Origin of the sequence: Mariniflexile ostreae, assembly GCF_042427585.1 — a bacterium.
Taxonomy (GTDB): domain Bacteria; phylum Bacteroidota; class Bacteroidia; order Flavobacteriales; family Flavobacteriaceae; genus Pseudalgibacter; species Pseudalgibacter ostreae.
This window is the reverse complement of sequence record NZ_JBHMFC010000035.1, coordinates 1-17,723: the sequence shown is the minus strand read 5'-3', so window position 1 is coordinate 17,723 and position 17,723 is coordinate 1. Positions and strand designations below refer to the sequence as shown.

The following is a 17,723-nucleotide window of genomic DNA, read 5'->3' as shown; positions in this document are numbered from 1 at the left end:
GGCTTAAGGATTTTTTATGAATAAATGGTTTAATATTGTGTTTGATTTTACTTCTATAAATTTCTGATTGGTCGTTAGGGCATCTAAGCCCCCACGCTTGGCAATCCATTTACCGGTTTTAACCCAATCGAGCTGAGCTAATATGTTGGGGTCAATATGGTCTTCCCCAGAATAAAGGCAGGTTTTGTATCCTTTTTTTTTGGCTAGTTTTAGATAGGTTATCAGTTCTTCAGGGTGCCATTCCCCACCCATAAACAAAGCACAATCTGAAAACCCTTTGTATTGGTTTAAGATGCTGGTAAAGATGTCAAGCGTGAGTTTTTGTCCGTTCTTTTGTTTCCACAAAAAAGGAGAGTGGCAGCCTTCACAATGCATGGTACAACCAGAAATACTAAAGCATATGCTGATGTGTCCAGGTACTTCCTGCAACACGATTTGCATGTTATGAAAATACATTTCCTTAGGTATTAGTCCATAAAACAAAAGACCCAGATCAAATGTTTTTTAGACAGGTTCGTAAATTGTCAAAAAGCTAAGAATATTCAAAACAGGAATAGTTCTTGCCAGTAACTTTTTTCCCGAAAGTTTGACATGTTATTGAAAAATGGTAGGTCTTCTGACTTACTCTAGTTTTACGTCTTCCCATCCGTATTTAATGCGAACAGTGACAAAAGAATGTAAAACCATTACAAGAGCTTACAGCTGCGGGAACAGTTCAGGTCTTTCACCTGATTCCCTTTTAATCCAAAATGCGCTAAAGCATAATAGAACCAAATTTCACCTCAAATTTAAAGAAGATATTTGTGCGTAATTTAGCGGGGTATATGTTTTAATTAAATACTTATGAACAAAGAAAGACCGTCTATGTAGACAGTCTTTTTGAAAGGGATATCGCTTTACAGAGGCCATTGATATTAAACTCTAGGTCAAAATAGCTATTATGGATAGCTGTCAATGCCACTCCGTCAAAAGATCAATATGGTCATAATTGTTTTAATACGCCATTTTTACGATTTTTTCAACATCTTCAGGTTTAAGGTTTTGGTGTTCTCCAAGACCTTCCCAGCCCCGTGCTTTAAATCTCTTAGAGATAATTTCGGCTGTACCTTCATAATCTTTAGTGTACTGAGATAATTTAGTATCAATGCCCATTTCATTAAAGAATGCTTCTGTTTTTTCAATAGCAGCATGTGCTTTGTCTTCCGTAGAGCCTGTAGTAATGTTCCAAACCCGTTCGCCATATTGCGCTAATTTTTCTTTTTTAGCTTCAAAATTATAGTTATAATGGCTTGGGGCTATAACCGCCAAGGTACGTGCATGGTCGATACCATAAAGCGCCGTAAGTTCATGCCCCATAGCATGGACGGCCCAGTCTGATGGTACCCCTTTTTGAATTAAACCGTTTAAGGCCATGGTGCAAGACCACATAAAGTTGGAGGCCGCATTGTAATCTGCCGGGTCTTTTAATACTTGCGGCGCTACCTCTATTAAGGTTTGAAGAATGCTTTCTGAAAAACGATCTTGAAGATAAGCGCCCGTAGGATAGGTGAGGTACTGTTCGAGAACATGTGTAAAGGCATCGGTAATTCCGTTAACCAACTGATGGTGTGGAATCGACTGGATAACTTGAGGGTCTAATACCGAGAAGACAGGAAACAAACCTGGGCCTCCCATGGCTAACTTTTCTTTAGTATCTGCTCGGGTAATTACTGCTCCCGAATTCATTTCGGATCCTGTAGCCGGCAACGTTAATACGGTTCCAAAAGGCATGCCTTCTAGTGTTCGAATATTTTTGGAAAGGATGTCCCAAGGCTCATCACCATCGTACAAAGCTGCTGCAGAAAGAAACTTTGTACCATCTATTACAGAGCCTCCGCCAACAGCTAATAAATAGGTGACTTGTTCTTCTTTAATTACTTTTAAGGCTTCCATTAAGATGGCATATTCTGGATTTGCTGGGATACCAGCAAACTCAATAACGTTATGAGTTTTTAATGCCTTAGTGACCTGCTCATAAATACCGTTTTTCTTAATGCTTCCACCACCATACAACAGAAGCACTTTGGCATCATGAGGGATTTCATTTTTTATTTGGTCTATTTGGTCTTTTCCAAATATTATTTTAGTAGGATTTTTAAATTCGAAAGTATTCATATATGTTTTATTTTTTTATTATTATAGTTTTACTATCATTTTACCTGTATTCTTTCCATCAAAAAGATCTAAAAAAGCTTGAGGGATATAGTCAAAACCTTCCACAATAGTTTTGGTGTACTGTAACTTATCTTGTTGTAACCACTCTGTTAATTGCTTAATGCCTTCAGGGTGCTTGTCTGCAAAATCAGAAACTATAAACCCTTGCATAGAAGCGCTTTTCTTTACTAAGAAAGGCTGTACGCTAATGCTTTTTGGGAGTTCCGAGTTGTTGTATACAGAAATAGCACCGCAATTAATGGTTCTTGAGAATTTATTGATATTGAAAAGTGCTGCATCTGAAATAGCGCCTCCAACATTGTCAAAATAGATGTCAACACCATCGGGACAAGCCTTGGCAATGGCCTCGGCCATGTTTTTAGTAGTATTGTAGTTTAGGGCTGCATCAAATCCGAGTTTAGAGGTTAGCATGTTCACCTTTTCGTCGGTTCCTGCAATCCCCACAACACGTAAGCCCAGAATTTTACCAATTTGTCCTACAACGCTGCCTACTGCTCCTGCGGCTCCCGATACTAATAGTGTTTCCCCTTTTTTAGGTTTGCCTATTTCTGTTAATCCCAGATAGGCGGTAAGTCCTGTCATGCCCAATATACCGAGATAGGCAGAAAGTGGTGCTTGGTTTGGATCTACCTTTATAAGGCCATCTGCTTTTGCAACTTGGGTTTCTTTCCAGTCTAATAAACCTGTGGCATAGTCGCCTTTGCTAAATTTTGTGCTTTTAGACGCTAAAACTTCGGCAACAACACCTGATGAAATAGGTTTGTTTATTTCAAAAGGGGGTACATAAGATGGCGCATCGCTCATTCTTCCTCTTAAGTAAGGATCTACGGATACATATTTGGTTTGTAATAAAAGCTCTCCTTCTTGTAGTGTGGGTAGTTGCGATGTGGTGAAATCGAAATCTTTTAATTCCGGTTTTCCTTCTGGTCTACTTTTTAAATGAATTGTTTTTGTTGTGTTCATAATTTTTTTTGAATTTAAATTTTTATACTGTTCCATGCCATTTTATAGGCTTCATCAATATGTTCCGGCGTTAATGTGTAGAGTCCGCGTTCTTGCATGTTCATTAAAAATGCAATAGGATAGATACTAAACGCATAAAGCATATAAGGGGATACGGGTTTAATGATGTTTTCTTTTTTACCGCGTTCCCAAAGGTCTAAAAGAGGGTGTAAATGTTTTAATCCCTCTTGTCTGCTCGATTCATCTATCATGGGCGTATTGTCGCATTGCGATAAGAATAAAGCCGCTTCCACTTTTTTTAATTTGAATTCGGCAATATTCTTCCAGATATTCTCGAAACCTTCTTCTACTGAAAATCGAGTCTCATAATCTTTAAAAGCAAAGGCACTAAAAGCTGTTTTAACTTCAATATAAACCTGATTAATGAGGTCTTGCTTATTTTGAAAATAGAGGTAGATGGTTCCTGGCGAAACTTCTGCCAACTTTGCAATTTTAGCCATTGGTGTGGCATGAAATCCATTATTGTTTACAAGGTTTATAGTAGCAGCTACAAGGGCGTCTCGCTTTATTTTATTTTTCGGAACAGTACTCATGTTATTATTTGTTTATGATACAAAGATATGAAAAATGAACGTTCATTCATTATATTTAAGAAAAGTTTATAATAAAGCGAAATGCATGGACTTGTATAGGGAGGCTTTACGGAGCAAGAGTAAAATGCAAGAGCTGCGAATCTCGTTCAGGGAAAATCATTGCCAGTAACAACCATTTGTAGATATAAAAAACTCTAAAAAAAAAGCTACCGTTTCGGTAGCCTTTTTTAAATACTAGTAAAAAAGATATAGACTATAATCCAAAGGCGTTTTTTATTTTGTCTACATAATCTAATTTTTCCCAAGTAAACAACTCTACATCAAGAGTTACCGAGTTCCCATTAGGTTGTGTGTAGGTTTTGGTAACGGTTTCGTTTTTACGCCCCATGTGTCCGTATGCAGCTGTTTCGCTATATATGGGGGCACGTAGTTTTAAGCGTTCTTCTATAGCAAATGGGCGCATATCGAAGAGTTCCTTAACTTTTTCGGCTATTTCACCATCAGTCATGTTAAAGGGACAGGTGCCATAAGAATTTACAAAAATGCCCATAGGCTCCACCACACCAATGGCATAGCTTACCTGAACCAGAATTTCATCTGCAACACCAGCGGCTACCAGGTTTTTGGCAATATGTCTTGTAGCATAAGCAGCACTTCTATCCACTTTACTCGGATCTTTTCCAGAAAAAGCTCCACCACCATGGGCCCCTTTTCCACCATAGGTGTCCACGATTATTTTTCGTCCTGTTAGTCCTGTGTCGCCATGAGGCCCACCAATTACAAACTTACCTGTTGGGTTAATGTGGTATTTTATATCGTCATTAAACAACTTTTTTATGCTTTCTGGCAATTTTGCAACTACGCGGGGTATAAGCAGCTCCACAATATCTTTTCGTATTTTAGCTAACATCACTTCATCGTCATCAAAATCGTCATGTTGTGTGGAAACCACAATGGCTTCAATACGTTGCGGTACATTATCGTCGCTATATTCTATAGTAACCTGACTTTTAGAGTCTGGACGCAAATAGGTTATGTCCTTGTTTTCTTTACGTAAAGCGGTCAACTCTATTAACAAACGATGCGATAAGTCTAAAGCTAAGGGCATAAAGTTTTCGGTTTCGCGAGTGGCATACCCAAACATCATGCCTTGGTCGCCCGCGCCTTGCTGCTCTTTGCTCGCTCTATCCACACCTCTGCTAATATCGTCCGACTGCTCGTGGATGGCAGATAGCACACCACAAGAGTTGCCATCAAACATATATTCACCTTTGGTATATCCAATTTTATTAATGGTATCTCTAGCGATTTTTTGAACATCCAGATAGGTATTGGACTTTACTTCGCCAGCCAATACGACTTGCCCTGTTGTTACGAGGGTTTCACATGCTACTTTCGAGTCTTTATCGAAAGCTAAAAAATTATCAATTAAAGCATCACTAATCTGGTCTGCTACTTTATCAGGGTGTCCTTCTGAAACACTTTCTGAAGTAAATAAATAAGCCATGTCATTTTATTTAATAGGAAGATTTGACGATAACGTCTCAGGGAGTTTGCACTGCCTTTAGCATTTTTATTTTATTCTGGACTTTTTTAAATCTATTTTATAAAAGTCCAAAATAAAGAGGTTGCAATCAGTCAAATCTTTCCTCTGTTATATATTACTGCAAAAGTAAAAAAATTAAGTGAAACGCAAATTGATTTTCATTTTTTTTAGTTTTAAATTGGTAGTTAGGTTTTAATTTTAAACCTTTGTGTTTTGAATATGAGCATACCTATATTAAATGGCATTTTTATTGAAGTCGTTGTGGCCTTTTTTGAAACAGTAAGGAGCGCTTTTTAAAAGGTAAAAAATAGATTTAAAGCTTTCCGAGAATGGAAGGCTTTTTTATTAAAAAAAAATCAAATATTGGACGTCATAAAAAACACTATATAATTACTTGATAATCAGTGATTTGGTTTACTTTATGAGGTGATGGATTTAACCATAAAACATATTTAGAACATCAGTAAAAGGAGTAAAGATTTAATTTCGTGCGGACTTTGGATATTTTTCAAAAGAAAGTACAAATCATTCGAAATAATAACCCATTATAATAAATAGTCTATAATTATCTTTAATAATTATGAATAAACTTAACAAATACAGTAAAACGGTTACGCAAGACCCATCCTTACCTGCCGCTCAAGCCATGTTGCATGCGATTGGTTTAACAGATGAAGATTTAAAAAAACCCTTTATAGGCATAGCTAGTACAGGGTATGAAGGAAATCCTTGTAACATGCACCTAAATGATTTGGCAAAGCATGTTAAAAAAGGGACTGAAAACGCCGATTTGGTCGGATTGATATATAATACTATTGGTGTGAGTGATGGTATTTCAAATGGTACTCCTGGAATGCGTTATTCATTACCATCTAGAGATATAATTGCAGACTCTATGGAAACCGTGGTTCAGGCCATGAGTTACGACGGTTTAATTACGGTGGTAGGTTGCGATAAAAATATGCCAGGGGCGTTAATGGCTATGTTACGTTTGGACAGGCCGTCTATTTTGGTTTATGGCGGAACCATAGCATCTGGTTGCCATAACGGTAAGAAGTTGGATATTATCTCGGCTTTTGAAGCTTACGGGCAAAAAGTTGCAGGTACTATTGATGATGAAGAATTTAACGAAGTGGTTCATAAAGCATGCCCAGGCGCTGGCGCTTGTGGTGGCATGTATACGGCAAATACTATGGCTTCTGCCATTGAAGCTTTGGGTATGTCTTTACCGTTTAACTCGTCCAATCCGGCAGTGAGTAATAATCAGTTAAAAGAAGAGGAGTCTGTTAAAGCAGGCGAGGCTTTGCGCTTATTGTTGGAAAGAGACATTAAACCTTCAGATATTGTTAGTAAAAAATCTTTAGAGAATGCCTTTAGACTGGTAACGGTTCTTGGTGGTTCTACGAATGCTGTATTGCATTTCTTAGCGATTGCCAAAGCAGCACAAGTAAAATTCACATTAAAGGATTTTAAAGAAATAAGCGACAATACACCTTTGTTGGCAGACCTTAAACCAAGCGGTAAATACTCTATGGAAGATTTGCATGAGGTGGGCGGTATTCCTGGTGTTTTAAAATATATGTTGGAGCAGGGTATGCTTCATGGAGATTGTTTAACGGTTACCGGAAAAACCCTTGCAGAGAACTTAAAAGATGTTCCTAATCTATTGGAAGGTCAAGATATTATAAAAACATTGGATAACCCTGTAAAAGAAACTGGACATATCCGTATTCTTTTTGGAAACTTAGCTACCGAAGGTGCTGTTGCTAAAATTACAGGAAAAGAAGGTTTATCGTTTAGAGGGCCTGCAAATGTATTTGATAGCGAAACAGCTGTAAATGAAGGTATTAAAAGCGGTAAAGTAAAAAAAGGAGATGTGGTTATTATCCGTTATGAAGGGCCTAAAGGCGCTCCTGGAATGCCAGAAATGCTAAAACCAACCTCTTCTATCATGGGAGCTGGATTAGGTAAAGAAGTCGCTTTGATTACAGATGGTCGTTTTTCAGGGGGATCACATGGTTTTGTGGTTGGTCACGTCGCGCCAGAAGCACAAGTTGGTGGAAATATTGCTTTAGTAGAAAGTGGTGATATTATTGCTATAGATGCAGTAAACAATACTATTAATATTGAAATTTCAGACGAAGAGTTAGATAAAAGAAGAAAAAACTGGATAGCACCTGCATTGAAATTTAATCGTGGTGTCCTTTATAAATATGCTAGGTCGGTTTCATCAGCATCCGAAGGATGCGTAACAGACGAATTTTAGTTCCTGAAGATCCTGATTATTATCAGGAAGGAATCTCATTAATACAATTGAGGATTATGAATAACACGCAAACCATAACTAAAACCAAAGAAATGGCAAATAAAACAGAACGCATTACTGGAAGCGAAGCCATTATAAGATGTTTAATAGCCGAAGGCGTTGATATTCTTTATGGATATCCGGGAGGCGCTATTATGCCAGTGTACGATGAATTGTTTAAGTATCAGGATAGAATCCATCATGTGCTTACACGTCATGAGCAAGGTGCCGCACATGCAGCACAAGGCTATGCCCGTATTTCTGGAAAAGTGGGTGTGGCACTGGCTACTTCAGGCCCAGGGGCTACCAATTTAGTAACGGGAATCGCCGATGCACAAATAGACTCAACCCCTATAGTATGCATTACAGGGCAAGTCTTGTCGCACTTATTGGGTAGCGATGCGTTTCAGGAAACCGATATCGTAGGCATTACCACTCCTGTTACCAAATGGAATGTTCAAGTAACCAAGTCGTCTCAAATTCCCGAGGCCATTGCGAAAGCGTTTTATATCGCTAAAAGTGGGCGTCCGGGGCCAGTATTGGTCGACATTACTAAAGATGCACAATTTGGAGAATTAGATTTTGAATATAAAAAATGTACGGGCGTAAGAAGTTATATCCCGGTACCTAAAACAAATCCTGGGGCGCTCGAAGCGGCCGCCGATCTAATCAATAAAGCTAAAAAGCCATTAATTGTTTGGGGACAAGGCGTTATTTTAGGCCGAGCAGAGGCAGAGTTGAAAGCCGTGGTTGAAAAAGCGGGAATTCCTGCAGCATGGACCATTTTAGGCGCTTCTGCATTGCCAACAGCACATCCGTTAAATGTTGGAATGGTAGGAATGCACGGAAATTATGCACCCAATAAATTAACCAACGAGTGCGATGTGTTTATTGCTATTGGCATGCGTTTTGACGATCGTGTTACAGGAGATTTAAATACCTACGCCAAGCAGGCTAAAGTAATTCATTTTGATATCGATCCTGCAGAAATAAATAAAAACGTGATAGCAGATGTTCCTGTTTTGGGCAATGCTAAAGAAAGTTTAGCAGGCTTATTGCCTTTGTTGAATACGAATACGCATACCGATTGGCATCAAGAGTTTAAAGATTTATACGTTGTTGAATATGATAATGTTATAAAAGACGATATCACCCCGGTTAAAGAAGGCTTAACGATGGGAGAAGTTATACGACAAATAAACATTCAAAGTAAAGGAGATGCAGCCATTGTTTCCGATGTAGGGCAGCACCAAATGATCGCTTGCCGATATGCAGAGTTTACAACAACTAAAAGTAATATTACTTCTGGTGGTTTAGGAACGATGGGCTTTGCCTTGCCAGCAGCTATAGGGGCTAAAATGGCGGCTCCAGAACGGGATGTGGTGGCCGTAATCGGTGATGGTGGTTTTCAAATGAATATCCAAGAATTAGGAACTGTTTTTCAACAAAAGATAGCCTTAAAGATTGTAGTGTTAAACAATGAGTTTTTAGGAATGGTGCGCCAGTGGCAACAGTTGTTTTTTGATAAGCGCTATGCGTCGACAGAAATGACAAACCCTAATTTTATAGCCATAGCAGAAGGCTATTATATTAGAGCACGAAAAGTGACCAAACGTGAAGAACTTGCAGACGCTGTAAAAGAAATGATGGAATCTAAAGAAGCCTATTTCCTTGAAGTGTGTGTAGAAAAAGAAGACAACGTATTTCCAATGGTGCCTTCTGGGGCTTCTGTTTCGGATATTCGTTTATGCTAAAAACACGTTGGAGATTATAAGTATTTACATTAAAGAAAAAAGAAAATAATACAAAGAACCAAGAATCAAGACCAAAGAAAATAGCGTGAGATTTTAATGCATCAATATTTTATATATCTTTACTTTATTTTCTCTTCTCTTTTTTTCTTTTATCCTTTTTAAAAATGAACGAAGACATAGAAACCTTTACGATTTCCATTTATACCGAAAATAATATCGGTTTGCTAAATCGTATTTCAGCAATTTTTCAAAGACGACATATCAATATCGAAAGCTTGACCACTTCACAATCTGAAATAGATGGTGTTAATCGGTTTGTAATTGTGGTTAATATCACGGAAACCCAAGCGAAAAAAATTGTTGGTCAATTTGAAAAGCAGGTAGAAGTGATGAAAGCTTACTATCATACAGACGATCAAACCATTTATACCGAGTCTTGCATGTTCAAGATCAAGTCTAATTTATTGTTTGATGAGCCTCAAATTCAAAACATCATTAAAGAAAGTAATACAAGAATCGTTACCGTAAACAAAGAGTTTTTTGTATTGGAAAAATCGGGTAGGCGCCATGAAATTGAAGCGTTAAGAAGTGAGCTAAACGTGTATGGTATCATGCAATTTGTGCGTTCTGGCCGTATCGCGGTAACAAAAGATGAAATGAAAGTAACAGAAATGCTTTCAGCATTTAATAACCAATAATAATTAAAAATTAAAAATGGGAAATTATTTTAACACGCTGTCGTTGAGAGACAAGTTAGATCAATTGTCGAAGTGTAGATTTATGGACGCCTCAGAATTTGCAGATGGCGTAAGTGCTTTAAAAGGTAAAAAAATCGTTATCGTAGGATGCGGTGCTCAAGGACTGAATCAAGGATTGAATATGAGGGATTCTGGCTTAGATATTTCTTATACATTACGCGACGCGGCCATTAAAGAAAAACGTGCGTCTTATGTAAATGCAACAGAGAATGGTTTTAAAGTAGGAACCTATGAAGAATTGATTCCTACTGCAGATCTGGTACTTAATTTAACACCAGATAAGCAACATACAAGTGTGGTAAAGGCTATTATGCCTTTAATGAAAAAAGGAGCGACATTATCGTACTCTCACGGATTTAATATTGTAGAAGAAGGTACAGAAGTACGTGAAGATCTTACTGTTATTATGGTAGCGCCTAAATGTCCTGGTACAGAAGTAAGAGAGGAATATAAAAGAGGTTTTGGTGTGCCAACATTAATAGCGGTGCACGAAGAAAATGATCCAGAAGGAAAAGGTTGGGCACAAGCAAAAGCTTATGCTGCTGCAACTGGTGGCGATAGAGCTGGTGTTTTAGCATCTTCTTTTATTGCAGAGGTTAAATCGGACTTAATGGGCGAGCAAACGATCCTGTGTGGTTTGTTGCAAACAGGTTCTATTTTATGCTTTGATAAAATGATTGAAAAAGGTATCGATAAAGGATATGCTTCTAAATTAATCCAATACGGATGGGAAACCATTACCGAAGGACTTAAGTACGGCGGCATTACCCATATGATGGATAGACTTTCAAACCCAGCAAAAATCAAGGCTTTTGAATTGTCTGAAGAACTAAAAGACATCATGCGCCCATTGTTCCAAAAACATATGGATGATATTATTGAAGGTGAGTTTTCTAAAGGAATGATGGAAGACTGGGCTAACGATGATAAAAACTTATTGGGATGGCGAGCAGAAACTGCAGAAACAGCTTTTGAAAAAACACCTGCAGGAAATGTTGAAATCACTGAACAGGAGTTTTATGATAATGGCGTATTAATGGTGGCTATGGTTAGAGCGGGTGTAGAACTTGCTTTTGAGGCCATGACCGATTCTGGAATTATAGATGCATCTGCGTACTATGAGTCTTTACACGAAACGCCACTTATTGCAAATACGATTGCAAGACGTAAGCTATACGAAATGAACAGTGTTATTTCTGATACTGCAGAATACGGATGTTACTTATTCGATCATGCATGTAAGCCATTATTGGCCGATTTCATGAAGAAAATCGATACCGATGTTATTGGAAAAGCCTATGCGAAAGACAACGGTAAAGGTGTAGATAACGCTAAGTTAATTGAAGTTAACGCGGCTTTAAGAAACCACCCTGTTGAAAAAGTAGGACGCTTTTTAAGATCGTCTATGACGGCCATGAAGCCAATAGTTTAAAACTAATATCATATGAATAAAGGAAAAACCATATATTTTCCTAGTCTTGATACTATTAAAGTAGCTGCCGATACCATTAAAAAAGTATCGGCAGTTACGCCTTTAAGCCCTAGCCTCAGGTATTCTAAAAACTTAGAAGCGAATATTTTTTTTAAGCGTGAAGACTTGCAGCAAGTACGTTCTTATAAAATTAGGGGCGCTTATAATAAATTAAGTTCTTTAACTGGCATACAGGCCGAAAACGGCGTCGTTTGTGCCAGTGCAGGAAACCATGCCCAAGGTGTGGCATTATCCTGTAAGTTATTAAAAATTAAAGGCACGATTTATATGCCCGCTCCTACGCCTAAACAAAAAGTAGAGCAGGTAAAAATGTTTGGTGAAGAGTATGTTGAGGTAAAACTTGCTGGTGATACCTTTGATGATGCTTATCATGAAGCACACAAAGAATGCGAGGTTTTACACAAAACCTTTATTCACCCTTTTAATGATGAAAAGGTTATTGAAGGACAGGCCACTGTAGGCCTTGAAATGCTACATCAAGCGAAAGCCCCTATCGATTATGTGTTTGCACCCGTAGGCGGTGGCGGTTTGTGCGCGGGCTTGTGCGCCGTGTTTAAAGCGTTATCTCCCCATACCAAAATTATAGGTGTAGAGCCAGAAGGCGCACCTTCCATGTCGGTTTCTATCAAAAACAATAAGAACACCGAACTGAAGCATATTGAAAAGTTTGTAGATGGCGCAGCGGTAAAACGTGTAGGCGACCTAACGTTCCCTATTTGTAAAGCCTTATTGCATGATATGATTACTGTGCCCGAAGGCAAAGTATGCCAAACCATTCTGGAGCTTTATAATAAAGATGCTATTGTGGTAGAGCCTGCTGGGGCGTTAAGCATTGCTGCATTAGATTTTTATGCCGATACTATAAAAGGCAAAAATGTTGTATGCGTGGTTAGCGGGAGTAATAACGATTTTACCCGAGCAGCCGAAATAAAGGAACGGGCCTTATTATATGCCAATTTAAAGCATTATTTTATTGTAATATTTCCGCAAAGAGCTGGAGCGCTTAAACAATTTGTGGTCGATATTTTAGGTGAAAATGATGATATAATCCATTTTCGATATACCAAAAATACCAATCGTGAAAATGGGTCTGCAGTTGTAGGAATAGAATTAAAAGACCCCAAAGATTTGGCGCCTTTGATTGCTAGAATGAAACAGCATAATTTTTATGACGATTATATTAACAATAAGCCCGACTTACTGCAATTTTTAATATAATTTAAGTACCGATATGTGTGGTTTTATCATGTTTGTATCGAAATCGTTTTCGTGCAAATCTTAAATCTTTATTACAGCTTTCAGTTTAAGTTCTTAGTTATTTTTGTTACTTTGGTAAAAATAGTTATTAAAATAAAAATTGATGCTCATGAAAAATCCCTTTATAGATATTCCAGAACCGTATAAAATAAAAACACTTTTACATCAAACCACCTACTTGGTAGATGGTGAATTAAAGGAGTGGAAAGGCGAAACCGCCAAAGTGTATTCCACTATTTCTTCTACTGAAACATATAAACCCACCCTTTTGGGCACCATTCCTCAACTTACCGAAACAGAGGCTATGGAAGCGCTAAACTCGTCGCTAACGGCTTATGATAAAGGGCAAGGCTTATGGCCAACCATGAAAGTGGAAGATCGCATTGCTTGTATGGAAAAGTTTGTCGAGCAAATGAAAACCAAGCGAGATGAGGTGGTGAAACTGCTCATGTGGGAAATTGGAAAAAACCTTCCAGATTCTGAAAAAGAGTTTGACAGAACCGTAGAGTATATTTACGATACCATTGAAGATTATAAACAAATTGACCGCGATTCGGCTAAATTTGAAAAGAACTCAGGCGTTTACGCACACATTAGAAGAGGACCACTTGGTGCGGTATTATGTCTAGGGCCATATAATTACCCATTAAACGAAACCTTTACCTTGCTTATTCCTGCATTGATTATGGGGAATACGGTTATTTTTAAACCTGCAAAATTAGGCGTACTGTTAATTTCTCCTTTATTGGAAGCCTTTCAAAACAGTTTTCCAAAAGGCGTGGTGAACATTATTTATGGTCGTGGCCGAGTTTTAGCAAGTCCGATTATGAAATCTGGAAAAATCACAATATTGGCATTAATAGGAAATAGTACAGCAGCAAATGCATTACAGGCACAGCACCCAAAAGGCAATAGACTGCGTTTGGTGTTGGGCTTAGAAGCTAAAAACCCGGCTATTGTATTACCAGATGCTAATTTAGATTTAGCGGTAGATGAGTGTATTGCTGGCACCTTATCTTTTAACGGACAGCGTTGTACTGCGCTTAAAGTATTGTATGTACATGAATCTGTAGTGGAAGAATTTAATCGACGCTTTGCACATAAAGTAGATCAGCTTAAATTTGGAAACCCATGGGAAAGTGGCGTTTCATTAACCCCGCTTCCTGAGGTTGAAAAACCAGGGTTTATTCAAGAGTTGATAGACGATGCAGTAAAGAAAGGAGCGAAAATTATCAATAAAAAAGGAGGTGAAACCACCGAAAACTATATTTATCCTGCGGTTTTGTATCCTGTTAATAAAAGCATGCGTGTTTTTGAAGAAGAACAATTTGGCCCCGTGGTACCTATAGTCCCTTTCTCTGATATTGAAGAGCCTTTGGATGATATGGCAGAATCCAATTACGGGCAGCAAGTGAGTTTGTTTGGAAAAAACGTGCACACCTTGTCGCCTTTAATCGACACTTTAGTAAATTTAGTATGCCGTGTAAACTTGAATAGCTCATGCCAAAGAGGGCCAGACGTCTATCCATTTACCGGAAGAAAAGATTCTGCATTCAGTACATTGAGTGTACATGATGCCCTGCGTTCTTTCTCCATAAGAACCTTTGTTGCTTCAAAAGACAATCCGTATAACAATGCGATATTAAGTGAACTGTTAGAGAAAAAAACATCTAATTTTATAAGTACAGATTATATTCTGTAAGTCAATATTCTGCTAACTATTTAGTAAATTAGCAACGAATAAATAATTTAATTAAAAAAAAATGAAAACACTTAAGTATTTTGTATTATGTGCTTTTTCTGCGTTCACTTTAATGAATTGTGGCGGAAAAGAAGAGAAAAAGAAAGAAGGATTTTCTTATGATAAGAAAGAAACTGCAGCGCCTGCGCCTACGTCGGAAGCAGATTCTAACGAAGCTAATATTGTAATAGCGGGCGATGACGTTATGAAGTTCGATAAGAGCGAAATTAAGGTAAAAGCAGGACAGAAAGTAAAGCTAACGTTAAGGCACACCGGAAAATTAAACAAACAAGTTATGGGGCATAACTTCGTGTTGCTTAAAAAAGATGTGGATTTAGCTGCGTTTGCTGGTAAAGCTGCTGTGGCATCATCCAATGATTATATTCCTGAAGGCAGTACAGATGTTATTGCGCACACTAAAACTATTGGCGGTGGTGAAACTACTGTAATAGAGTTTGACGCCCCTGCAGCCGGCACATACGACTTCTTGTGTAGTTTCCCAGGACACTATGCCATGATGAAAGGGAAGTTTATTGTAGAATAAACTTCTAATAAAAACGTGCAATGTTTTATTGCACTATAAAAGATCATAAATAGCGTTTTTTAAAACGTGGTTTATGATCTTTTTTGTTTGAACTCTTTTGCAGATGAGGCGTCTGTAAATTATTTTTCAGATTGAATAGCTTCAATTTAGAAATTGGACTTTTTTTTTGTAGATTTTTAATTGATCTGTTTTAGTTTTTGCTTTAAAAGTCAAAAAAGGGATATGAATATTATTATAATAAAGCGTAGGAATAGTTCATTTAAATGAATAAGTTTGGTATAGATATTAAAAATAGACGCAATCGAGGTATAGACGCAATTGGTTGCGTCTATACAAGTGTTAGGTGCAATTAGGAAAAAACTCATGAAATACGACAAAATAGAGAAACTAGGACAAGGAGGATTTGGTAATGTTTATCATGTCAAAGATGAAAATGGAGCAGAAATGGCTTTAAAAACTTTTGACTTACATCCTTCAATGGTTAGCATTACAGAAATTGCTAAAAAAAGATTTATCAAAGAAGCCATTTACCAACAACAAATTGGACATCCTAACATCGTTGAAATTTATTCGATTTATCAAAATGAAGAGCCACCTTTTTTTACAATGGAATTGGCAGAAAGTTCTATGTTGAAAGACATGAATGATGGCACTTTAGACAGTTCTAATTATTTAAAGTGTATTTATGATATAATGGCAGGACTTGAGGAAATGCACAAATTAGGAATGTATCATAGAGATTTGAAGCCTGGAAATGTATTAAGGTTTTCGTATGGGTATGCAATTAGTGATTTTGGACTTATTTCCCTGAACAAAACTGGAATTACAACTCTGACTAAAACAGGAATGTCTAAAACATCCGATTTGTATACCGCACCTGAAATAACTCAAGATTTAAAGTTTGCTAGTATACAATCAGATATTTTTTCATTAGGATGTATTTTACACGATTTTGTTGGTAACTCTCAAAGAATTCCATGTAATGAAATATCAGACTCGTCAAAATTTGGCAATCTTTTACAAAGTGCTACAAGAATGGATCCATCGAGAAGATTTTCTTCTGTAGCAAGTTTTAGAGAAGCGTTAAACTCTATCACCTCTACAATAGAAGATGCTAAAACTGAAGTAGCAGAAATAGTTCTTGAGACTCTCAATAAACCATCTACAGATTTTGATGAAAATGATGTATCAAAACTATCAGACTTTTTAAGTTCCGGTGTAGTTGAGGATGAAAAAGACATAATCATGTCTTCTATAAAACTGAATCATATAAAAGAAATTTTAAAATATCCTCATTTATCTACTTACATAGCAAAATCATATTTTAACTTTGTACGAAATGGTAATTTTCCTTGGGACTTTTGTGACACATTAAAAAATAGAGTTACTGAATTTATGGAAATTGGTACTGTCGATATTTTATCCGAAGGTATTTTCGCATTGCTTTACATGGGAACTAAACATAATAGATGGTATGTTCAAAGAGCTGCAGCGAGTTACTTAAAGAATGATATTGATTCTACTTTACTGAAAAGAATTGAGATGGAGATAATTGTTGATGGAAGTAAATTTTGCAGTGCTTTTAAGCATCTTTTATATTCTATTGATGAAAAATCAAAAAATTTCAATTCAGACTTTCAAGAAATTTATAAAAAAGTTTGCTCTAAATAAATGAAATATTTTCAATACACCAACATTGGACCAAGAAGTAAGAATGAAGATTCATTATATGCTGGGATTCATTTTAATTCAGTGTTTGCTTTCATAGCTGATGGCGTAGGTGGTTTACCTCATGGAGATATAGCAAGTAAGTATGTTATAAATGAATTCAAAAAAAATATAGAGGCGGATAAAAAATTAAGTTTTAAAAACCTCTTAATTAACACTAATTCAGGTATTGAACATTTAGCCACAAAAGAATTAAATGTTGATTTCATTGGAACAACTTTTTCTGGCTTGTATGCAAATCAAAAAAAAATAAAAGGAATTCATATTGGTGACAGCAGAGTAATATTAATAAGAAATGAAAGAATAAGTGAGCTTACAGTTTCTCACAACGAAGCTGGACGCTTATTAAGAGAAAATAAGATAAATAAAAAGGAAAGTGAGAATTATAATAGGAAAAACATTCTTGAAAATGTATTAGGTAGTAAAAAATATTTTGATTTTATGGAATTCAACATTGATTCTAAATCAAATGATCGAATTATAATTAGCACAGATGGATTTCATGAGAGTATTACCGATGAAATTATTTTAAGAATTTCTAATAAATACAAATCAATTGATAAAGTTTATAGAGGACTTACTATCGAAATTGAAAATAGAATACTGAAAGACAATACATCATTTATTTTAATCGAATTATAATTTAACTGCACCTAATAACTAAGAATTCGTTTTGCCGATAGGCCAAAAATGAATTCTGTGTTGACGAATCCGGTTGATTTGTCGTACTATGGGTAAAACGATGTATTTAGGGAAGGTTCTTTGGTGGCTAGGCTGTGATTGATGTGGTCAAAATATATAGCATTTACTCCTTTTCTAACATTTTTG

Annotated in this window: 14 protein-coding genes and 1 riboswitch; of the genes, 9 read left to right on the top strand and 5 right to left on the bottom strand. The window is 36.8% G+C overall.

Going from position 1 to position 17,723, the window contains the following annotated elements; all coding sequences use genetic code 11:
• Positions 1 to 3: 3 nt before the first annotated feature.
• From nrdG to metK, 5 genes are all read right to left on the bottom strand, one after another.
• Positions 4 to 456 (bottom strand): anaerobic ribonucleoside-triphosphate reductase activating protein, encoded by a 453-nt coding sequence (nrdG, locus tag ACFFU9_RS09290; RefSeq protein WP_379861147.1) that lies wholly within the window; start codon positions 454 to 456, stop codon positions 4 to 6.
• A 133-nt stretch (positions 457 to 589) separates the two neighbouring features.
• Positions 590 to 790, bottom strand: a riboswitch (cobalamin riboswitch).
• A gap of 203 nt (positions 791 to 993) precedes the next feature.
• Positions 994 to 2,154: an iron-containing alcohol dehydrogenase gene (locus ACFFU9_RS09285; RefSeq protein ID WP_379861146.1), complete on the bottom strand. Its 1,161-nt coding sequence runs from the start codon at positions 2,152 to 2,154 to the stop codon at positions 994 to 996.
• 21 nt (positions 2,155 to 2,175) lie between these two features.
• On the bottom strand, positions 2,176 to 3,177 hold the full coding sequence (locus ACFFU9_RS09280; RefSeq protein ID WP_379861145.1) for an NADP-dependent oxidoreductase: 1,002 nt from the start codon (positions 3,175 to 3,177) through the stop codon (positions 2,176 to 2,178).
• A 14-nt stretch (positions 3,178 to 3,191) separates the two neighbouring features.
• A complete protein-coding gene (locus ACFFU9_RS09275; RefSeq protein WP_379861144.1) occupies positions 3,192 to 3,770 on the bottom strand; it encodes a TetR/AcrR family transcriptional regulator in 579 nt (192 codons plus the stop codon).
• 253 nt (positions 3,771 to 4,023) lie between these two features.
• Entirely contained in the window at positions 4,024 to 5,277 is a 1,254-nt protein-coding gene (gene metK / locus ACFFU9_RS09270) for a methionine adenosyltransferase (RefSeq protein ID WP_379861143.1), read from the bottom strand.
• A 619-nt stretch (positions 5,278 to 5,896) separates the two neighbouring features.
• On the opposite strand from metK, the gene ilvD reads away from it, so the two are divergent.
• From ilvD to ACFFU9_RS09225, 9 genes are all read left to right on the top strand, one after another.
• Positions 5,897 to 7,582, top strand: coding sequence for a dihydroxy-acid dehydratase (gene ilvD / locus ACFFU9_RS09265; protein WP_379861142.1), 1,686 nt, complete (start codon positions 5,897 to 5,899; stop codon positions 7,580 to 7,582).
• A gap of 56 nt (positions 7,583 to 7,638) precedes the next feature.
• Positions 7,639 to 9,375: a biosynthetic-type acetolactate synthase large subunit gene (gene ilvB / locus ACFFU9_RS09260; RefSeq protein ID WP_379861141.1), complete on the top strand. Its 1,737-nt coding sequence runs from the start codon at positions 7,639 to 7,641 to the stop codon at positions 9,373 to 9,375.
• 164 nt (positions 9,376 to 9,539) lie between these two features.
• Entirely contained in the window at positions 9,540 to 10,073 is a 534-nt protein-coding gene (ilvN, locus tag ACFFU9_RS09255; protein WP_379861140.1) for an acetolactate synthase small subunit, read from the top strand.
• Between the two features lie 16 nt (positions 10,074 to 10,089).
• On the top strand, positions 10,090 to 11,565 hold the full coding sequence (ilvC, locus tag ACFFU9_RS09250) for a ketol-acid reductoisomerase (RefSeq protein WP_379861139.1): 1,476 nt from the start codon (positions 10,090 to 10,092) through the stop codon (positions 11,563 to 11,565).
• A 12-nt stretch (positions 11,566 to 11,577) separates the two neighbouring features.
• Positions 11,578 to 12,843: a threonine ammonia-lyase IlvA gene (ilvA, locus tag ACFFU9_RS09245; protein ID WP_379861138.1), complete on the top strand. Its 1,266-nt coding sequence runs from the start codon at positions 11,578 to 11,580 to the stop codon at positions 12,841 to 12,843.
• Between the two features lie 148 nt (positions 12,844 to 12,991).
• A complete protein-coding gene (locus ACFFU9_RS09240; protein ID WP_379861137.1) occupies positions 12,992 to 14,584 on the top strand; it encodes an NADP-dependent glyceraldehyde-3-phosphate dehydrogenase in 1,593 nt (530 codons plus the stop codon).
• A gap of 61 nt (positions 14,585 to 14,645) precedes the next feature.
• Entirely contained in the window at positions 14,646 to 15,167 is a 522-nt protein-coding gene (azu, locus tag ACFFU9_RS09235; protein ID WP_379861136.1) for an azurin, read from the top strand.
• A gap of 363 nt (positions 15,168 to 15,530) precedes the next feature.
• Positions 15,531 to 16,838: a serine/threonine protein kinase gene (locus ACFFU9_RS09230; RefSeq protein WP_194510008.1), complete on the top strand. Its 1,308-nt coding sequence runs from the start codon at positions 15,531 to 15,533 to the stop codon at positions 16,836 to 16,838.
• The gene (locus ACFFU9_RS09225; protein WP_194510007.1) at positions 16,839 to 17,537 is read left to right on the top strand and encodes a PP2C family protein-serine/threonine phosphatase; all 699 of its coding nucleotides are present in this window, start codon (positions 16,839 to 16,841) and stop codon (positions 17,535 to 17,537) included.
• The last annotated feature ends 186 nt before the right edge of the window (positions 17,538 to 17,723 follow it).

What these genes read in the sequence shown, in the direction of transcription:
- nrdG (WP_379861147.1), bottom strand. Translation starts at nt 456, where the DNA reads ATGTATTTTCATAACATGCAAATCGTGTTGCAGGAAGTACCTGGACAC.
- ACFFU9_RS09285 (WP_379861146.1), bottom strand. Translation starts at nt 2,154, where the DNA reads ATGAATACTTTCGAATTTAAAAATCCTACTAAAATAATATTTGGAAAA.
- ACFFU9_RS09280 (WP_379861145.1), bottom strand. Translation starts at nt 3,177, where the DNA reads ATGAACACAACAAAAACAATTCATTTAAAAAGTAGACCAGAAGGAAAA.
- ACFFU9_RS09275 (WP_379861144.1), bottom strand. Translation starts at nt 3,770, where the DNA reads ATGAGTACTGTTCCGAAAAATAAAATAAAGCGAGACGCCCTTGTAGCT.
- metK (WP_379861143.1), bottom strand. Translation starts at nt 5,277, where the DNA reads ATGGCTTATTTATTTACTTCAGAAAGTGTTTCAGAAGGACACCCTGAT.
- ilvD (WP_379861142.1), top strand. Translation starts at nt 5,897, where the DNA reads ATGAATAAACTTAACAAATACAGTAAAACGGTTACGCAAGACCCATCC.
- ilvB (WP_379861141.1), top strand. Translation starts at nt 7,639, where the DNA reads ATGAATAACACGCAAACCATAACTAAAACCAAAGAAATGGCAAATAAA.
- ilvN (WP_379861140.1), top strand. Translation starts at nt 9,540, where the DNA reads ATGAACGAAGACATAGAAACCTTTACGATTTCCATTTATACCGAAAAT.
- ilvC (WP_379861139.1), top strand. Translation starts at nt 10,090, where the DNA reads ATGGGAAATTATTTTAACACGCTGTCGTTGAGAGACAAGTTAGATCAA.
- ilvA (WP_379861138.1), top strand. Translation starts at nt 11,578, where the DNA reads ATGAATAAAGGAAAAACCATATATTTTCCTAGTCTTGATACTATTAAA.
- ACFFU9_RS09240 (WP_379861137.1), top strand. Translation starts at nt 12,992, where the DNA reads ATGAAAAATCCCTTTATAGATATTCCAGAACCGTATAAAATAAAAACA.
- azu (WP_379861136.1), top strand. Translation starts at nt 14,646, where the DNA reads ATGAAAACACTTAAGTATTTTGTATTATGTGCTTTTTCTGCGTTCACT.
- ACFFU9_RS09230 (WP_194510008.1), top strand. Translation starts at nt 15,531, where the DNA reads ATGAAATACGACAAAATAGAGAAACTAGGACAAGGAGGATTTGGTAAT.
- ACFFU9_RS09225 (WP_194510007.1), top strand. Translation starts at nt 16,839, where the DNA reads ATGAAATATTTTCAATACACCAACATTGGACCAAGAAGTAAGAATGAA.